We start from the raw sequence: 18541 nt of genomic DNA, 5'->3' as shown, positions 1-18541 counted from the left end.
CTTTGACTCATACCCTAAGCATTGTTCAGGAATGGCTAATCGTCAATAAGACTCATCGCCGGAATCGTCAGAGTCGTCGAATTCATCATCAGCGTCCCAGTCATCGTCGAAATCGTCAAAGTCATCGAAGTCTTCGTCTTCAAGCGGAGGGTTGCCATCAAAAACTTGGTCCTGCCAGCGCTGATAGTACACGTCTTTAACAAAAGAATAGGGGTCAAGAGAGTTTTCTAATACTTGCTCCTGTTCACGTAAACGCAGGCGCATTTCCAGACCTTTGATTGCATAACGTGCAACATCCAGAGGCCAGCTTAAAAGAGGATACGGAAAGTACTGGCCATCGGCGTAATCACCACCGCGATCAACCACTACTGTCGGCCCCATAAGCGGCAACATTAAATAAGGCCCCTCAGGCACACCCCAGACTGCCAGTGTTTGCCCAAAGCTCTCTTCCCGCTTTGTCAAACCCATAGGTGTTGCAACGTCGAACAAACCCACTAAACCAACGGTGGAGTTCACAACAAAGCGGCCCAGAGAGATGCCGGCATCGGCTACTTTCCACTGCAGTAAGTTATTCACAAATGAAGACGGTTCTTCAAGATTCTCTACGGCTTGATACAAAGAAGTTCGAATTGGCTGCGGAATATATTCATAGGTTTCCGCTGCAGGCTTTATAACCGCTTTGTCTACATCGCGGTTGAACTCCCACATTCCCCGGTTAAAATCTTCAAACGGGTCACGAGGGTCTGCATAAGGGTCGTCTGGTGTTGACGAACACCCCGCCGTTAGTAGAGAAACAAGTAGTAACAATCCATATTTTTTCATTCTTCAATCCGGCTTGATAAGGTCAAAGTTAATTCGGCTGAACCGTCAGCATTTATAGTGACTCTTTCTGCTTCAAGATCACCCGCTTGTCGATCTATTTTCTCGTCTTGCGAAATACGTGCATGCACCTGCCATTGATCGAGGTCGCTCATCTTATAATCAGGTAGCATGGCGTTTTGATTGGACAAAGTTACAGTAACCGGAAACTCGCTGACTGGTTGGCGAACGACGGCAGCCGGCATAGGCTGTTCCATTCCCGTTACATAAACAAAGAGCGTGCCATTCTCCGGCAGGTGATGGCGCATGTTATCACTTAACGTCACCCTGACCTGTAATTGCACCTCGGCTTTTTCCTGCTGCTCTTTAGCGTTGTCTAACGCGTTGACTACAGCCTGATATCGCTCGGAAGTTTTCGGCAACCGTTCTTTTAGTAACTCCCAGGCACTGATTGCCTGTGCCCAGTCCTGACGTTCAAAAGCAACAAAGCCCAGTAAAGATAGAGCCTCGATATTGTCCGGGTCTTGCTTTAATGCCCGGGCCAGCAGACGAGCTGCTTTAGGCTGACCATCTTCAGCACCTGACATCAATAGAAAACGGCTATAGCTGACTAACGTATTAACCCTATTGGGCTCAATTTGCAGTGACTTCTGGAATGCTTCATCAGCATCCTCTCCGGCTCCTAAATCAACCATTATGCCCGCGTAAATCCACCAGGCAATGGCGTCCTCTGGTTCACGCATCAGCTTCTGTCGCAGGCCTAATGCAAAGGTATTTAAATCTTCTCGACTGGCTTGTTGGTTCTGTTGCTGCAGTAAAGTCTTGCCTAATTCCGGAAGTTGCCTGCGTGCATCTTCCGCCTGTAGTTGTAGTTGCCAACTTCCAAAAGCCCAGTAAAGACCAGCAGAAACAACCAACAACAAAACAATAGGCAATGCCACAGGAGCCCGGTGCCAGTGAACGTTTTCTTCAACATCCTGGCTGTCATTCAAAAACGTTTTGTCCAATTCTTGCTTTGCGTGCTGATAATCTTCATCAGGCAAGTCATATTGAGAGCGCTCTTCTTCCAACTCAGCCAGACGTTGCTCATACCAGCGTTGGTTTTCATCCTGACGCTTGTGATAACGGCGTTGCTTGCCTGTTGCCAGTAATACGAAAACTACGGCAACGAGCAACATCAACAACATTAATAACCATAAACTACTCATCGCGCGACTTCCTCAGTTGCTCTAAACGCTCACGCTCATCCTGTGTTAATTCCGCTACTGCTTTTTTCTTTCGGGTCAGTGCTATCGCTGTGCCCACACCAATAACCAGAATTAATAATGGCCCCCACCACAAAATACTGGTCACTTTCGTAAACGGAGGTTGGTAGTGAACAAATTCACCATAACGCGCGATCATAAAGTTGATAATCTCTTCTCTCGATTTGCCTTCTTTCAGCATCTGATATGTGCGATCGCGCATATCTTCAGCTAAAGGGGCATTAGAGTCGGCTATATTCTGGTTCTGGCACTTAGGACAGCGCAATTCTTTTATCAGCTGACGATAGGTCTCATGTTGTTGCTCGTTTTCGAACTGGCGAGTGTTCTCATCTTCCGCGGAAACAAAAGAAACCATCAAAAAAGCAGTCATTAAAGCCAATAGAGGTGTGCGTATCATTTCGCTTCCTCCACCAACTGCTGATAAATTCCCTGCAGTTTATTCGACCAATTACGTTCATTCACATCGCCCACGTGGCGATATCGGATAACACCTTTATGGTCAATAAAGTAGGTTTCCGGCGCCCCATAGACACCAAAATCAAAGGCAATTTCACCTTCAGGGTCGAACAAGTTAACGGTATAAGGGTCGCCCAGCGTGTTCAGCCAATTAACCGCTTTTTCCCTGGAGTCGTCTTTATAATTGAGACCAACAATAGGAATCCCCTTAGCCGCCAACTCATTTAGAAACTCATGTTCAGCCCGGCAAGTAGGACACCAGGTTGCCCATACATTCATCAGTAGCGGACCGTCATGAAGTACAGACTGGTCATAAGTAATATCAGTATCATAAAGGTCTTTCGCCTGAAACTGCGGCACGGGGTCATCGACCAGTGCAGAATCCAGCTCCGTCGGGTCACTACCTAAACCTTTCAGTAAGAAAAGCACAAGACCTGCAAACAAAACCAACGGCCCAAACAGAATCAACCAACGAAACTTAGTCATCGGCTGCCTCCTTTTTACTGCGCTTTCTATAGCGCTTGTCGGCCAACGCCATAGCGCCACCAATGGCCATAATAATGGCACCGAGCCATATCCAGCGCACAAAAGGTTTTATATAAAAGCGAATTGCCCAGGTTTCGTCATCTAAGGGCTCACCCATGGCAATGTAAATATCACGTAATAGACTGGCATCGAGACCCACTTCGGTCATGCTGGTACGCTGAACCCTATAGAAGCGTTTTTCACTTGTCAGCTGAGTAACTTGTTCACCGTCCTGATAAACCGTAAACAAACCTTCATCGGAGTCGTAGTTAGGTCCTTCACGGTGCTGTAATCGTTCGAACACCACCTGATAGTCCATAACTTCAACGGACTGGCCCGGAGCAAGTGCAATGTCGCGCTCCTGCTCATAGTGCGATACTAAGCTAATACCAATCAGTGTGACGGCAAAACCTAAATGTCCAAGCACCATCCCCCAGTGACTACCGGAGATTTTCGTAAGCCCCGATAAGCCTTGCTTGCGTTGCTTCACGGTTTGCTGAACTTCCGTTAGAGTCGCAAGCGCTACCCAGAAGGCAAGAAACAAAGCAATAACAACCATCGCAGGAAGCTCATCAGCCCAAATTTTGGGTAACGCATACGCCAGGACAATAGCTATAGATAACGCCAACGCCAGCGGTTTTAAAAGCGGCTTCATAGCCTGACGGCGCCAGCGCATTAAAGGCCCCAGGCCGAGCATTAACGCAAATGGAATAACCAGCCAGCTATACAGTTCATTAAAGAAAGGCTCGCCAATTGAAATGGTACCCAGCCCTATTTCTTTATGAACCAGCGGTAACATGGTTCCTAAAAACACCACCACCATGGCTGCCATTAACAGTACGTTATTACCCAAAAGCATGACTTCGCGAGAGAGCAATTCGTAACGACTGTAACTTTGCATTTTGCCGGCACGCAATCCATATAGAATCAAAGAGCCGCCAACAACCAGCCCCAGCAGAACCAGAATAAACAGACCACGAGTGGGGTCGGAAGCAAAGGCGTGCACTGAAACGAGAACGCCTGAACGCACCAGGAATGTCCCCAGTAAACTTAAGCTAAAGGCAGAAATTGCCAATAAAACGGTCCAGGATTTAAAACTTCCCCGCTTCTCAGTTACTGCTAAGGAGTGCAATAATGCAGTTCCTACCAGCCATGGCATAAAGCTCGCATTTTCGACCGGGTCCCAGAACCACCAGCCACCCCAGCCAAGCTCGTAATAAGCCCACCAGCTACCAATAGCAATGCCCAGTGTCAGAAAAATCCACGCGGCGAGTGTCCAGGGACGAGACCAGCGCGCCCAGGCAGCATCAAGTTTACCCGACAATAGTGCGGCTATAGCAAAGGCAAAAGCAACTGAGAAACCAACATAACCCATGTACAACAACGGCGGATGAATGATCATCCCCGGGTCCTGCAATAACGGGTTTAAGTCTCTTCCGTCAACGGGAATTAATGGCAAACTGCGATCAAATGGGTTAGATACCGTGATCATAAACAGATAAAAGCCAATGCTAATCAAACCCAGAATAGCTAACACACGAGCTATCATTGGTAGCGGCATAGATCGGGAGAATATCGCAACGGCAGCTATCCAACCGGCCTGCATTAACATCCATAACAGGAACGACCCTTCATGAGAGCCCCATACAGCCGTTACCCGATACACGACCGGTAGTTGGCTATTTGAGTTAGCAGCAACATAAGCAATACTAAAGTCGTTAGTAACAAAGCCTGCGACAAGTAAAGCAAAGGCAATAGCGGTAAAGAAGAACTGACCATAGGCAAAAGGCCGGGCTAGTGACATCATACCGCCGTTACCTTTTGCCGCTCCCCATAACGGGTAAACCGCCAGTAATACTGAAAAAGCCAGAGCAATGGCTATGGCAAGGTGTCCTGCTTCAGCAATCATTGCTCGCCACCCTCTTCAACTTTATTGGGGTTAACGTGCTTTATGCCTTTCATCTGCTCGGCAAGCTCCGGTGGCATATATTCTTCGTCATGCTTAGCTAATACTTCGCTGGCTTTTAACACCGTTGGCTCTATCAGTTCACCTTGCGCGACAATGCCCTGACCTTCGCGGAATAAGTCCGGCAAAATGCCCTGATACAGCACTGTAACTTCTGGCCCAATGTCAGTAATTTCAAAGGAGACTTCCAGAGTTTCCCGGTTACGTTCAACGGAACCCTCAACCACCATACCGCCGACTCGTATGCGCTGACCAACCTGCGGCTTCTGTTTGTCTTTACCTTTGCCTTCTACCAACTCAGTTGGTGTATAAAACAGGTCAATACTTTGACTTAGGGCATACAACATAAGCCCGGTTGCAACAGATACCCCAATGACTAAAACAGCCACCCAGGTTAAGCGTTTTTTACGTCTTGGATTCATTACCGTCTCCTACTTCTGCACGGCTTGCCTTGCGTCTTGCTAAGCGCTCTTGACGCTGCTGTAACTGCTTGCTTTTCTTAGCCAGTTGTCGTTTTGCTAATAAAGTTTCAAGCGCAACACCAGCCAGCACGACAAAACTGAGAAAGAATGACAACCAGACATAAAGTCCATAACCACCCATTGCGACAAAGTCGGTGAAGCTGTCAAAAGCCATTAGTCCTGCTCCAGTCGTTGTTGTGCCCATGGACGATGTAATTCATGTCTGAGTATCTCATTTTTTAACCGCATCATCACTAGTGAAACCGTTAAAAAAGCAAAGCCTGCAAGGCATATCAGTAAAGGTATAAGCATACTGGTCGCTATTGAAGGCCGCTCGAATTTTGTAATGGTGGCGCCTTGATGCAAGGTGTTCCACCATTCCACAGAAAAATGAATAATCGGTAAGTTGATAACCCCTACCAGAGACAATATCGCCGCAGCTTTTGCCCCTGTTCGGGCGTCATCAAAGGCAAAATACAGAGCCATAACGCCAACATAAAGAAACAGCAGGATGAGTTCAGAGGTCAGTCGTGCATCCCATACCCACCAAGTTCCCCACATTGGTTTGCCCCAGATAGCCCCGGTAAGCAAAGCAACCACAGTCAACGCAGCACCAACCGGAGCTATGGCCGGGATAGACCACTCCGCGGTCTTAATCTGCCAGATAAGAGCAATAGCCCCCATTATCGCCATGCCCATGTACGCACCCATAGAGAAAATAGCGGAAGGCACGTGCAGAAAAATGATTCGATAGCTGTCGCCCTGTTGGTAGTCACCCGGAGCAAACGCCAGCCCCCAGATAACACCTGTAACCAGGGTCACTAATGTCAGAGCTACGAACCAAGGGAGCAGTTTCTGCAATAAATGGTAAGTTGCTTCCGGTTTTGCATAGGGGTGTAACCATCGCCACATATTAATTTACACTCATTCTAATGCCCGCTGCGACAGCCAGCGGAGCCAATGTTACGGTTAAAACAGAAATTGCCGCCAGTATCGCTAACTGGCCATGAACTGCAAGCCCCATCGACGCATTTTCCACCGCAGCTGTGGCAAATATCAATAAAGGAATAAAGAGCGGAATGAGGATTAAACTCACCAGCGAGCTACCGCGCTGAACTTGTAAGGTCAGCGCCGCACCAATAGCGCCTAAAGCACTTAACGCCGGTGTGCCCAACAATAAAGTTAATGCCAATGCCCACCAGCCTTGCAACGGTAAACTCAGCAGCAATGCCAGCACGGGTGACAAAATAACTAAGGGTAAGCCGCTTAACAACCAGTGTACGGCCATTTTTGCCGTCACAGTAAAAGCCAAAGGCTGGGGCAACAAGCATAGTTGCTCCAATGTACCGTCCTGGAAATCATCGCGGAACAGCCGTTCAAGACCCAGTAAGCTGGCTAATAATGCCGCGACCCAAATAATACCCGGTGCAATGCGGGCTAAAATATCCGGTCCTGGACCAATGCCCAGGGGGAACAAAGTCACAACCATCAACAGAAAAAGTAACGGGTTCAGTGCGTCACTGCGCCGCCGTGCCGCTATGCGAAGATCGCGCTTTAGCAAGGTCACCCAAATTTGCCGGCTCGATAACTGGCTCATAGTATTTCCCCCTGATATTCCAGTGACAGTTTTTCAGGGGTCAGATCAGAAAGGGTCAGCGACTGGTGCGAAGTAAAAATGATAGTACCGCCGTTTTGTATATGCTCGACAAAGCGCTGCTGCAACAAAGCAATTCCCTGCACGTCGAGTGCAGTGAAAGGTTCGTCCAGGATCCAAAGTGAAGCCTGCGTAGCCCACAGCCGGGTTAAAGCGACCCGCCTTTGCTGCCCTGCCGATAAACGGGCTGTCAGTTCATCCTCTAAACCGAGTAAACCGAGCTTTTCAAGTAGCTCCCAGGCGTCGATATCTTCGGTCGAAGACAATTGTTGCTGCCAGTGAAAGTTTTCACGGGCACTTAATTCGCCTTTGACGGCGGCCTTATGACCAATGAACAAAAGTTGTTCGCAATACTCTGACCAGTTATGACTTAATGGCTTGCCGTAAAACGACACAAGACCATTTGACGGCGCTAATAAGCCTGTCAGAATGCGTAACAGTGAGGACTTGCCAGCTCCGTTAGGTCCGCTGACTTGCCACAACTGACCAGCACTTACCGAAAAGTTGAGATTTTCAAACAATACTCGCCCACCACGGATTGAGCTTAACTGCTCTGCGTGCAATAGTGGACTATTGGTGGAAGCAACCTGTGTCATGCGGATTTTACAACCGAAACCTTACTGGTAAGCTGACGCAAATGCCCACGATTCTACCATAAAATTTAGGTAAAGCGCATGGCTGATATTAAGCAACTGCTACAACAAATGATGGCATCACCGGAACGGACTTTAGCTCGTGCCGAACAACAGCAATTATCCAGTCTCATGCGTATTTTTAATAGTGGGGCAGATACACCGAAAACCAATAATATGCCATCTGCGCCTTCGGCTAACATTCAACAGGGCCAGACGGTATCAGCTACCACCAACAATTCACCTTTAGTTCAGGCCAGCACTGCAAAATTACTCGCTAAACTACTGGTTCAAATTAGTTTACCCGTAACTTATGAACCGGCAAAAGGCGAACAGCAACCAGCGCGTATTCAGGGCAACAACTGGCAGTGGCCGAATCCACCTAAGAATTTACAACCCCAGTTGACCGCCCCTGCAAAATTGCAGCTAGCCATTACCCAGCCGGATCCCAAGTTACCGGTTGTGCAGTTAAGCCTGAATACCACCGGTAATTCGAAGCCTGTTGCCGTTGCAGAAATACCGTTAACACAGTTACCGGCCAAGTTGGTTAAAGCCTTTGTTGAACAGGGAAAAGTTGCAACCGTGCAGCTACCGGTTAAACCTCAACCTATTTCGCAGTCAGCCGTTCAAACAGCTCCTGCAGCTAAAGTCGATAGCCAGCCGGGCAGCCAAAGCAACTTAAACTTGCAGGCAGCGCAAAAATTAACGGTGCCTGTTGCCAGTGGGCTGGCAATCAAACAAGCTCAACAGCTGACCCCAAAACAATTTCAGCAAGCCCTGCAGAGCTTTATACCTGAAAATATCAGGCCTAAGCTCTTTACTCAGCCACAACAGGTTGAAGGGGTACAACAAACACCCCCGCGGCTGTCTGCTGATGCAATGCGAGAAGCCACTCAGTCGCCACCGAAAGCCCTGCAGCAGCTTTTGTTGAAGGTGTTGCAGCAAATGCCTGCTCCAGAGTCTATGCAACGCCCACAAGCGCTACAGAGTTGGGTCAGTGACTGGTTTGCCGCACGCCCGGTCAGTGCCCAACCCAGTCAGCAAATGGGCAGTCTGGGGCAAATGCTGATGACTCTGCTGGGGCTGGCTATGCAACAAAAGCCTGAAACAACAACGGTCAATAACTCAGCCCCAAGAGCTTTGCCTAACCAGTTTACCCAAGCGCTGATACAGCAGGTACTTAACCCGGCTCCGGAAAATGCCGGAGAGGTTCGTGAGCGCATAAATGCGCTGTTACAACAGCTGCCACAACAGCAATTACAGCGACTACTGCAACTCTTTACCGGCATTCTGAATTCAGCGCAAAGTAGTCAGGCACGCCTGCAGGAGTCGGCTCCGCAGCAACCGGAATATTACATTTTGCTACCGGCCGACACACAAAAACCACAGCAACACGAGCTTCTTATTCGCAGAGAAAAGGACAGTAGCAACAAAGAAGACAACGGCCGTACTTTATGGCTATTTACTCTGCGCTTCGAATTAGATAGCACAGGTCCTCTGTTGGTCAAAGGTCGCTACCACCCGCAAGGCTCTTCGGTTGATTTCTATACTGAAACTAAAACAGCACAAAAAGTGGTGGAAAGCCATGTCGAAAAGCTCGAGAAAAGACTGGAAGAATTAGAAGTAAACAGCGTTAAACTTAGGGTTCAGCAAGGCAAAATTCCAGACAACCTGGCGCAGCAGCACAGTGGTATTATTCGGGTGACAGTATGAGTGAGAAAAAAGAAAAGCAGGCAATAGGACTGTCGTACGACGGCTTTAATGCGCCCAAGGTAATCGCTCGCGGTTTCGACGAGCTAGCGGAAGAAATCATCGCCGTAGCTAAAGAGCATGGAGTTTTAGTGCACGAAGATCCACTCTTGTCAGATTCACTGGCAAAGCTCAATGTAGGCGATGAAATTCCCAGAGAGCTTTACATTATTATTGCCGAAATTATTGCTTTCGCTTATTTGTTGGATGGCAAGTTCCCAAGGCAATGGGAGGAAGGTTAGAATGAAACTACGCGCCTTTTTTATGCAAGGAAATGAGCAACTCGGCTTCGGCTTGAGGTAAGTCACACTCCTGCATCAGTTCCTCTGCACTGGCACCACTGGCAACCAGTTTAGCCGCGCGATGATAAAGCTTACTGCCCGGGTCCTGCTCCGCCACTTCCTGTAATTTCTGCTGCAACTGTTGTTGCTCATCGTTTAGCTGTGCAACCTGCTGTTGCAGTTGTGCAACCACCTGCTGCTGAGCGAAATCAGCTTTAGATGATGCTTCTGGCTGCTGTTTAAACTGCTCACGCAGCGATAATACTTCACTGGCCGTTTCTGTCAGCATTAATAAGCGCTGCTGCTGACGCTCAATTAACTCAGCCTGCCGCCGCGAAGTAATAACCACGGCTACTAACGCAATAAGCGCCAGCCCAAGAGCCAGCGCTGAAATAACAAATAACCAGTTCGTCATGAATTAACCCAGACGGGAAATTTCATCCCATTCTTCATCGGTTAGCATTTTGTCCAAATCGACTAAAATCAGTAACTCACCATCGCGGTTACTGACACCCTGAATAAAGCGGGCACTTTCATCGGTGCCAACATTTGGTGCGCTGTCAATTTCTGAAGTTTTCAGGTAGACAACCTCAGCCACGCTATCGACCAGTATACCAATCACCTGCTGTTCAGACTCAATAATGACGATACGAGAGTTGTCGGTGACTTCTGTTGTTTGCAGACCAAAACGCAGACGCGTATCAATAACGGTAACGACATTTCCGCGCAAGTTGATAATGCCTAATACATAGTTAGGTGCGCCAGGTACCGGAGCAATTTCGCTGTAGCGCAGCACTTCCTGAACCTGCATTACATTGATACCGTAAGTTTCCTGCTCCAGCTGAAATGTTACCCACTGCAGAACTTCGTCATTACTATCAACGTCGGTTTCATTCTTGATAGCGCGATTGTCTTTACTCATGTCTTACTCCGCCATGCGTTATTTATCTTGCTGGATATGTCCCAGACCTTTATCCAGAAGTGTAATCAATGCGTTAACATCGAGCAATGCACACATTCTGTCACGGACAACCCCGGCAAGCCAGGGTCGCTTGTTATTCGTCTCTTTACGCCACTGAATTGAATGCGGCTGCAAAGGTTCGCTGGTGACCAGCTCTTCACACAACAAGCCCCACGGGCTGTCGTTTAGTGTAATCAAATACTGATAGTCTAAACTTTCTTCCAACTCAGGCGTGCACTTCTCCGGCATAACCCAGCGAGCCGTATCGACCACCTGAAGCTTGTTGTCTCGTTCGGTCATAATACCGCGGAACCATTTCGGTTTACCCATCAACGGGCTAATTTTTCCCAATTGATGAATACCGCCAAGACTTTTCAATGGTACTGCCAGTGTCAGTCCGGCTACTTTAAAAAACAGAGCCTGAAAATCGTGTTCCATGTACTCAGACATCGCATCCGGGAGCGGCTCTGCCTGTGTCTCCAGTTCTTCAGTAGCTTCCGCTTCAGTTTCTGTTTCGTTATCTGTTTCGTTATCTGTTTCGTTATCTGTTTCGTTATCTATTTCAGCAGCCGATGAATCATCGGTTACTGCTTCGGTCGAGGTATCCACTTCCGTGGCAACTTCAACTTCCGGCTCTGTATAGATATCGTCAGCTTTTACAGAAACTAAAGGTAATAAATCCTGTTCGCGATTCAGACTAACAGTTTCTTTCTCAGATACTGCCTGAATTTTCGGCGCGGCCTGTGCAAGCAGTCGCTTTACCGGCTCGTTATCGAACTCAACCGTTTCTTCCTCGAGCAACAAAGCGTCGAGGTATTCGGCCATTGCCGCTTCACTGTTATCGCGTTTCATGTTCATAAATCAACGTACATCCAACTGCTGTAAATTGGTCAACAAGGATTGATAAGCCAAAACTCCCCGCGCCTTAGGCGCATAAACTGAAGGAGGTTGTTGCTCGTTAGATGCATCCCGAAATTTAGTATCTATTGGAATCATGCCATTCCAGACCGAACGTCCATAACGGGCAATAAGTTTTTTATAAGTTTGCAGCGATGCATTGGTTCGTTTGTCGTAAAGTGTCGGGATAATGGTATAAGCGTAGTTTTCGCCACGCGACTTATGGATGAGTGTCAGGGTTCGCATCATACGGTCAAGGCCTTTCAAGGCCAAAAACTCAGTCTGCACCGGAATTAACACTCGGCGGCAACAGGCAAGCGCATTCACCATAAGAACCCCCAATACCGGCGGTACATCAATCAGGACATAATCGAAGTCATCGGCTATCATCGCCAGGCCGCGCTTAAGTACTAACCCCATGCCATCCTGAGTCCCCAGCTTTCTATCCAGCGTTGCTAATGCCATAGTCGCCGGCATTACACTCAGGTTGTTAAACTCGGTTGGCAAAATACTGCGACGCATTAGCTCAGCTGTTATGTTCTTACCGGCGCTAAATACATCAAAAGCACTAGATTCAAGCTCTTCCGAGTCAATGCCAAAATAGTAAGTTAATGACGCGTGAGGATCGGTATCAATACAAAGGACCCGCTTACCCTGCTCAGCCAAAAGTCCAGCCAAAGCAACAGCTGTCGTGGTCTTGCCGACCCCGCCTTTTTGATTAGCTACCGTCCATACGATCATTCACTCATCCCGCTATAAGCCGCTGTAACCGACTTCTTTCATAATCATCCTGGCCATGTCATCCAGGCTAATACTGCGAGTTGAAATTCCCGCTTGCGCAACAGCCTGCGGCATACCATAGACGACACAGCTGGCCTGATCCTGAGCCCATATCGTGGCCCCTTGATCTTTCAGCATACGAGAACCATCACGACCATCGGCTCCCATACCGGTTAAAATGACACCAAGCACTTTACCCATATAGGTCTTTGATAAGCTTGCAAAGGTTAAATCCACGCTCGGCTTATAAGTAATGCGTCCACTGGTATCGTCTTTTACCCTTAAACGTGCACTACCCGGCCTGCCTTCGACCATAAGTTGTTTTCCGCCCGGCGCTAAATACGCTGTCCCGGCTCTGAGCACGTCGCCGTCTTCTGCTTCCTTCACATTAACCTGACACAAACCATTCAGACGCTGTGCAAAAGCTTTTGTGAACGCTGCCGGCATATGCTGAACCATTACAATTGGATAAGGGAAATTAGCCGGTAGCTGAGTCAGTATTTTCTGCAGCGCGACAGGGCCTCCAGTAGACGTTCCTATTGCCAAAATCTGATACGCCCGGTTCGTTGTTAGTGACCCTGCAGACTTTGCGGTGCGGGCATCACTTTCACGCTGGCTCTGTAATTCCTGGTTGCGCTGACGAATACGCTCAAGCGCGGTCTTTGGCTCATCCGGGCGTTCTGCTGGTTTCTTTACTGCCGGTGCCGGTGAGGGTCTGGCAGGCGTGCGGCTAACAGGTTGCCGGGCAATTGCCAGTACGCGATCCTGCAGCGTTTTCACTGCTTCATCGCGATTCCGTGCAATGTCTTCAAATTTCTTTGGCAGGAAGTCAGCGGCGCCCGCTTCTAACGCGTTTAACGTAGCTGTAGCGCCTTCATGAGTCAGCGAGCTAAACATCAAAATAGGGCAAGGGTTGCTGCTCATTATGGCTTTCACAGCATCAATACCGTTCATTACCGGCATTTCAATGTCCATGGTAATGACATCCGGCTTAAGCACGCGACTTTGTGAAACCGCTTCTTCTCCGTTATTGGCACTACCAATCACTTTAATGTTGGCATTGTCTTCTAAAATCTCAGTCACCCGGCGGCGGAAAAACGCCGAGTCATCTACCACGAGAACTTTTACAGTCATGAACGGTGTGTCCCGTTATCGTTTTGCGTAATACTTAAGCATACTTGGTACATCAACAATCAAAGCAATACCGCCATCACTGGTGATAGTTGCTCCAGCCATACCCGGTGTACCCTGCAATAGCTTATCTAATGGTTTTATGACCACTTCTTCCTGACCAATCAATGCGTTGACGACGAAACCAACCTGTTGGTTGCCAATTTGCACAACCACGACATGGCCTTTCTCATTACGGCTTGAACGATCCGGATTACGAACCAACCAATGCTCTAAGAAAAACAGCGGAATAGCACGGTCACGTACAATCAGTGTTAATTGACCATCAACGGTATTGGTACGCTTCATATCCAGATCGATAATTTCGCTTACCACAGCCAGTGGCAGAGCAAATGTCTGCTCTTTTACCGCAACCATTAAGGTAGGCAGTATCGCCAGAGTCAGTGGAACTTTAATTAAAAGCTCCGTGCCCTTACCCAGCTCAGACTGAATTTTGACACTACCGTTAAGCTGACTAATTTTGGTTTTAACCACATCCATCCCGACACCGCGGCCGGATATGTCTGAAACTTCTTCTTTGGTCGAAAAGCCAGCGGCAAAAATCAGATTATAAGCATCTTCGTCACTCAGACGCGCAGCGGCGTCGGTATCGAGAATACCTTTGCTGATAGCAATGCCCTTAAGCTTTTCCGCATCCATACCTGCACCGTCGTCTTTAATCGACAGCATAATATGGTCGCCTTCCTGAGACGCCGACAGCGTTACCGTCCCCGCACGCGGTTTACCATTAGCTTCGCGCACGTCCGGCATTTCAATACCGTGGTCAACAGAGTTACGAACCAAATGCACCAAAGGATCGGCCAGTGCTTCTACCAGGTTTTTATCCAGGTCGGTATCTTCACCGTACATCTCAAGGTTAATTTCTTTCTTAAGGCTGCGCGCTAAGTCCCTGACAACCCGAGGGAAACGCCCAAAAACTTTCTTAATAGGCTGCATACGGGTTTTCATAACCGCGCCTTGCAAGTCGCCAGTTACAACATCCAGATTAGAAATGGCTTTACCCATCTCGTCACTGTCTGATTCATCTGAGTTACTCAGGCTTAATAGACGATTCCGGACTAAAACCAGCTCACCGACCATATTCATAATTTCATCTAAACGTTTGGTATCAACCCGGACTGTGGTTTCAGCCTGAGCTGGTGCCGGCGCCGCTGGCTTTTTATCCACGGCTTTTGCTGCCGCAGGTTTATCTTCCGCTTTGGCCGCAGCTGCTTTCGGCTCTGGTTTAGCTGCAGGCTTAGGTTGAGGTTTAGCTTGCGGTTTTGGCTCAGGTTTCTTCTCAGCGGCTTTTTCTGCTGGCTTATCTCCTTTAGGCGTCGGCGCTTTACCACTGCCATGGAGTTCATCTAACAGCGACTCGAACTCGTCATCTGTTATTTCGTCATCTTTTGCTGGCTCTTTTTGCTTCTCTTGTGTTTTTTCAGCACTCTGAGGAGCCTTACCACTGCCGTGCAATTCATCCAGCAACGATTCAAACTCATCGTCTGTTATTTCATCGTTGTCATCGCCCGGTGCCGACTCAGCAGCGGAAGCTTTAGCTTCTTCTTTCTTGCCCGGTCCTTTACCTTCACCATGCAGTTCATCCAGTAAAGCTTCAAATTCGTCGTCCTGAATTTCATCAATACTTTCGCCGCTACTCGCGTCAGCTACCTCGGGCTCGGACTCTGGTTCGGGTTCTGGTTCCGGCGCTTTAACCGGCTCTTCATCTTCCGATTCCGGCTGGCTCAACTTATGCAGAAGTTCCAGTAATTCAGGTGATGCAGCTTCGGGCTCTTCTTTAGCCCGAACCTGTGCAAATTGAGCATTAATGGTATCCAGCGACTGTAGAATAACATCCATCAAGTCGGAGGTGACGGTACGTTGGCCATTACGCAGGGTATCGAACACATTTTCCGCACCGTGGCAGGTATCAACGAGTGCGCCCAGCGACAAAAACCCGGCACCACCTTTCACGGTATGAAAACCACGGAAAATAGCATTCAGCAGGTCTTTATTTTCTGGATCATTTTCCAGTTCAACCAGCTGTTCAGACAATTGCTCGAGGATCTCTCCCGCCTCGATCAAAAAGTCCTGCAGAATGTCTTCGTCCATATCAAAGCTCATGCGACTGATGCTCCTAGAAACCTAAACTGGACAGCAAATCGTCCACTTCGTCTTGTCCGCCAACCACGTCATCGCGTTGATCAGCATCTATAATAGGGCCTTCCGCAACACCTGCATTTTTCTTATCAGGCGTTGAGGTTGCTGCCTTACGGCGCTCTTCTTCTTTACCGAATATTTTGAGTAGCTCAATTAAGTTCTTTTCAACGTCTTCAACTAACTGAATAACCCGGCGAATGACTTGCCCGGTAATATCCTGAAAGTCCTGAGCCATCAATACTTCAGTCATCAACCCATGCACTTGTGGCATGTTTTCACCACAGCGCTTAAGTACGTCATCGACCTGATGGCATAAAGACTTGAATTCATTTAACTCAATATCGTTACTCATCAGCCTGTTCCAGGCCGGCATGACCTTCTCTACACGCTGATGCATCTCATCTGCTAACGGCAGGCAAGCCTCTACCGCATCCATTGTTCTATTGGCTGCGTCTTCGGTTTTCTCAATGACATACAACAAACGGTTTTGCGCATCAGGAAGATCATCTTGTGTCATTTGCACAATGCGAGGGTCTACCTGAAAGTCCTGAAGTGCTTCGTGGAGGTCGCGTGTTAACTGGCCGACAGAGGTAAACAACTTGTCGTTACGACGGTTGTAAACGTCTTCCAGTAATTGATTTGCCTGCTGCTGCTTCCCGTCTTCAAGCAAGGCTACGAGTTCCTTGGCTTGCTCCAGAGAAATATCATGGGCGTTATCAGACATAGTCATTCGCCCTTTAGCTAATACGTTCGAAAATCTTGTCGAGCTTTTCTTTCAACGTTACGGCTGTAAACGGTTTTACGATGTAACCATTAACCCCCGCTTGTGCGGCCATGATGATTTGCTCACGCTTAGCTTCGGCCGTTACCATCAATACCGGTAAATGCGCCAAGTTATCGTCCTTGCGAATTTCACGTAGCAAGTCAATTCCCTGCATACCGGGCATGTTCCAATCGGTTACGACAAAGTCGAAATCACCGTTCTGCAACATGGGTAAAGCCGTATTACCGTCATCAGCTTCCTGAATATTGGTAAAGCCAAGATCACGAAGTAAATTCTTAATGATTCGTCTCATTGTAGAAAAGTCATCCACAACAAGAATTTTCATATTTTTATCCAAAGCACCCTCCACTGAGGCTCTCGATTACCACCAAAGTTTATTCAACCCAATTTTGCATTCGCGACTTCAGCCGCAACATTGCCTGACTGTGAATCTGACTGACACGTGATTCACTCACGCTCAGCACTTCACCTATCTCTTTTAAATTCAATTCTTCGTCATAATACAACGAAAGCACCAAGGCTTCACGTTCTGGTAACGATGAAATTGTCGAAACCAATGCTTTATGAAACGCAGCGTTCTCAACATCTCGTTGTGGCTCATAAGCTGAACCTGTGACCTGCTCTGGCATTAACGCATCTTCTGACACGCCAAGATCTTCAATTCCAACAATTCGTCCTGAACTCACATCCCGCAAAATATGGTGGTATTCATCCATACCCATATTCAGTTTTGCGGCTACTTCTGTATCTTTTGCGTCCCGCCCGGTCTCGTTTTCAACCTGGCGAATGGCTTCCAGCACACGTCTGTGGTTACGGTGTACTGAGCGAGGGGCCCAATCGCCGCGACGAATTTCGTCCAGCATTGCACCACGAATGCGAATGCCGGCAAAAGTTTCGAAGCTGGCACCTTTGCTGTTATCAAAGTTACGCGCAGCTTCTAGTAAGCCAATCATGCCTGCCTGTATTAAATCATCCACTTGCACGCTGGCGGGTAGTCTCGCCATCATGTGGTGGGCAATACGCTTAACCAGTCCGGTATGCTGCTCAATAATGGCATTCCGGTTGTCAGCGGTGGCGGCATAAACGGCAGCTTTATTCATTGGCAACATCCCGCTTACTCTCGTTATCGGCAGAAGTTATCAATTGTTCAAGGAAAAATTCTAAATGTCCTCCGGCTTGAGCCGGAACGGGCCAGTCCAGCGCCTTCTTAGCCAGTGCTTTTATCGCTAATGACGCCGGCGATTTAGGGTAAGCCATGACAAAGGATTGCTGTTTCCGCACGGCTAAACGCAAGTTTTCATCGAAAGGAATAATTGCTGCCAGCTCCAGCGCAACATCTAAGAACCGGTCGGTAACCTTAGTGAGCTTATTGAACAGTACTTGCCCGTCACGCATATTGCGCACCATATTGGCAACTACTTTGAATTTGAAAAGCCCCTGCTCACGGCTCAATACTTTAATAAGAGCATAAGCATCGGTAATCGATGTTGGTTCATCGCAAACTACGACTAGCACGTCCTGTGAGGCTCGGGCAAAACTGACAACGGTGTTACCTATGCCAGCTGCAGTATCCACAATCAGCACGTCATAATTACCCTGTAACTGGCTAAACGCTCTAATTAAACCGGCATGCTCAGATTCACTGAGATCCACCATCGAACGTGTACCAGACGTTGCCGGAACAATTTTTATTCCCGCAGGGCCTTCTATCAGAATATCTTCCAGTTCACACTGGCCGCTTAATACATGAGAGAGATTACGCTCAACACGAAGACCCAACATCACATCGACGTTAGCCAGGCCTAAGTCGGCGTCCAGCACCAATACTCGTTTGCCCTGCTTTGCCATTGCAATAGCCATATTCAGCGACACATTGGTTTTACCAACGCCACCTTTACCACCGGTTACCGCAATAACTTTTACTTTTGATTGTTTCATTCTTCGCAGACCGCTTGCTTGATCCATCGGGCGTATCTCTTTT

General features: G+C 48.1%; 22 protein-coding genes. 2 read left to right on the top strand and 20 right to left on the bottom strand.

What is annotated here, in order from left to right:
* Positions 1-42: 42 nt before the first annotated feature.
* From BM359_RS00275 to ccmA, 10 genes are read right to left on the bottom strand one after another with little or no spacing between them, the layout of a single operon-like run.
* On the bottom strand, positions 43-822 hold the full coding sequence (locus tag BM359_RS00275; protein WP_054486825.1) for an MlaA family lipoprotein: 780 nt from the start codon (positions 820-822) through the stop codon (positions 43-45).
* A complete protein-coding gene (ccmI, locus tag BM359_RS00270; protein WP_054486823.1) occupies positions 819-2027 on the bottom strand; it encodes a c-type cytochrome biogenesis protein CcmI in 1209 nt (402 codons plus the stop codon). Before ccmI ends, BM359_RS00275 begins: the two co-directional genes overlap by 4 nt.
* Positions 2020-2481, bottom strand: a complete 462-nt coding sequence (locus tag BM359_RS00265; RefSeq protein WP_054486821.1) for a cytochrome c-type biogenesis protein — start codon at positions 2479-2481, stop codon at positions 2020-2022. The genes ccmI and BM359_RS00265 overlap by 8 nt, the downstream gene beginning before the upstream one ends.
* Entirely contained in the window at positions 2478-3026 is a 549-nt protein-coding gene (locus BM359_RS00260) for a DsbE family thiol:disulfide interchange protein (protein ID WP_054486819.1), read from the bottom strand. The genes BM359_RS00265 and BM359_RS00260 overlap by 4 nt, the downstream gene beginning before the upstream one ends.
* The gene (locus tag BM359_RS00255; RefSeq protein ID WP_054486817.1) at positions 3019-4974 is read right to left on the bottom strand and encodes a heme lyase CcmF/NrfE family subunit; all 1956 of its coding nucleotides are present in this window, start codon (positions 4972-4974) and stop codon (positions 3019-3021) included. The genes BM359_RS00260 and BM359_RS00255 overlap by 8 nt, the downstream gene beginning before the upstream one ends.
* Positions 4971-5453, bottom strand: coding sequence for a cytochrome c maturation protein CcmE (gene ccmE / locus BM359_RS00250; protein WP_054486815.1), 483 nt, complete (start codon positions 5451-5453; stop codon positions 4971-4973). Before ccmE ends, BM359_RS00255 begins: the two co-directional genes overlap by 4 nt.
* Positions 5437-5667 carry a heme exporter protein CcmD gene (ccmD, locus tag BM359_RS00245; RefSeq protein WP_054486812.1) on the bottom strand — a complete coding sequence of 77 codons (231 nt, stop codon included), beginning with the start codon at positions 5665-5667 and terminating at the stop codon, positions 5437-5439. The genes ccmE and ccmD overlap by 17 nt, the downstream gene beginning before the upstream one ends.
* The gene (locus BM359_RS00240; protein WP_054486810.1) at positions 5667-6404 is read right to left on the bottom strand and encodes a heme ABC transporter permease; all 738 of its coding nucleotides are present in this window, start codon (positions 6402-6404) and stop codon (positions 5667-5669) included. Before BM359_RS00240 ends, ccmD begins: the two co-directional genes overlap by 1 nt.
* Before the next feature lies 1 nt (position 6405).
* The gene (gene ccmB / locus BM359_RS00235) at positions 6406-7089 is read right to left on the bottom strand and encodes a heme exporter protein CcmB (RefSeq protein ID WP_054486809.1); all 684 of its coding nucleotides are present in this window, start codon (positions 7087-7089) and stop codon (positions 6406-6408) included.
* Positions 7086-7742: a cytochrome c biogenesis heme-transporting ATPase CcmA gene (gene ccmA / locus BM359_RS00230; RefSeq protein WP_054486807.1), complete on the bottom strand. Its 657-nt coding sequence runs from the start codon at positions 7740-7742 to the stop codon at positions 7086-7088. Before ccmA ends, ccmB begins: the two co-directional genes overlap by 4 nt.
* 78 nt (positions 7743-7820) lie before the next feature.
* Between ccmA and BM359_RS00225 the strand changes: the two genes are divergently transcribed.
* Positions 7821-9491, top strand: coding sequence for a flagellar hook-length control protein FliK (locus BM359_RS00225; RefSeq protein WP_054486805.1), 1671 nt, complete (start codon positions 7821-7823; stop codon positions 9489-9491).
* On the top strand, positions 9488-9769 hold the full coding sequence (locus BM359_RS00220) for an EscU/YscU/HrcU family type III secretion system export apparatus switch protein (protein WP_054486803.1): 282 nt from the start codon (positions 9488-9490) through the stop codon (positions 9767-9769). The genes BM359_RS00225 and BM359_RS00220 overlap by 4 nt, the downstream gene beginning before the upstream one ends.
* A gap of 7 nt (positions 9770-9776) precedes the next feature.
* On the opposite strand, the gene BM359_RS00215 is transcribed toward BM359_RS00220, so the two are convergent.
* Genes BM359_RS00215 through BM359_RS00170 form a run of 10 tightly spaced genes read right to left on the bottom strand, consistent with a single transcriptional unit; the run spans position 9777 to position 18525 of the window.
* On the bottom strand, positions 9777-10223 hold the full coding sequence (locus BM359_RS00215; RefSeq protein WP_054486801.1) for a DUF2802 domain-containing protein: 447 nt from the start codon (positions 10221-10223) through the stop codon (positions 9777-9779).
* Positions 10224-10226: 3 nt separating this feature from the next.
* Positions 10227-10730: a chemotaxis protein CheW gene (locus BM359_RS00210; protein ID WP_054486799.1), complete on the bottom strand. Its 504-nt coding sequence runs from the start codon at positions 10728-10730 to the stop codon at positions 10227-10229.
* A gap of 18 nt (positions 10731-10748) precedes the next feature.
* Entirely contained in the window at positions 10749-11627 is an 879-nt protein-coding gene (locus BM359_RS00205) for a chemotaxis protein CheW (RefSeq protein ID WP_054486797.1), read from the bottom strand.
* A 3-nt stretch (positions 11628-11630) separates the two neighbouring features.
* Positions 11631-12407 (bottom strand): ParA family protein, encoded by a 777-nt coding sequence (locus BM359_RS00200; protein ID WP_054486795.1) that lies wholly within the window; start codon positions 12405-12407, stop codon positions 11631-11633.
* A gap of 12 nt (positions 12408-12419) precedes the next feature.
* Entirely contained in the window at positions 12420-13580 is a 1161-nt protein-coding gene (locus tag BM359_RS00195; protein ID WP_054486792.1) for a protein-glutamate methylesterase/protein-glutamine glutaminase, read from the bottom strand.
* 15 nt (positions 13581-13595) lie between these two features.
* The gene (locus BM359_RS00190) at positions 13596-15740 is read right to left on the bottom strand and encodes a chemotaxis protein CheA (protein WP_054486790.1); all 2145 of its coding nucleotides are present in this window, start codon (positions 15738-15740) and stop codon (positions 13596-13598) included.
* Between the two features lie 13 nt (positions 15741-15753).
* On the bottom strand, positions 15754-16500 hold the full coding sequence (locus BM359_RS00185; protein WP_054486789.1) for a protein phosphatase CheZ: 747 nt from the start codon (positions 16498-16500) through the stop codon (positions 15754-15756).
* 13 nt (positions 16501-16513) lie between these two features.
* Entirely contained in the window at positions 16514-16897 is a 384-nt protein-coding gene (gene cheY, locus BM359_RS00180; protein ID WP_016341317.1) for a chemotaxis response regulator CheY, read from the bottom strand.
* 37 nt (positions 16898-16934) lie between these two features.
* On the bottom strand, positions 16935-17660 hold the full coding sequence (locus BM359_RS00175; protein WP_054486787.1) for an RNA polymerase sigma factor FliA: 726 nt from the start codon (positions 17658-17660) through the stop codon (positions 16935-16937).
* Positions 17653-18525: a MinD/ParA family protein gene (locus tag BM359_RS00170; RefSeq protein ID WP_054486785.1), complete on the bottom strand. Its 873-nt coding sequence runs from the start codon at positions 18523-18525 to the stop codon at positions 17653-17655. Before BM359_RS00170 ends, BM359_RS00175 begins: the two co-directional genes overlap by 8 nt.
* Positions 18526-18541: the final 16 nt, after the last annotated feature.

The sequence above is a fragment of the Idiomarina abyssalis genome (assembly GCF_900116625.1).
Taxonomy (GTDB): domain Bacteria; phylum Pseudomonadota; class Gammaproteobacteria; order Enterobacterales; family Alteromonadaceae; genus Idiomarina; species Idiomarina abyssalis.
The sequence above is the reverse complement of the archived record's forward strand: the minus strand, read 5'-3'. Positions and strand labels throughout refer to the sequence as shown.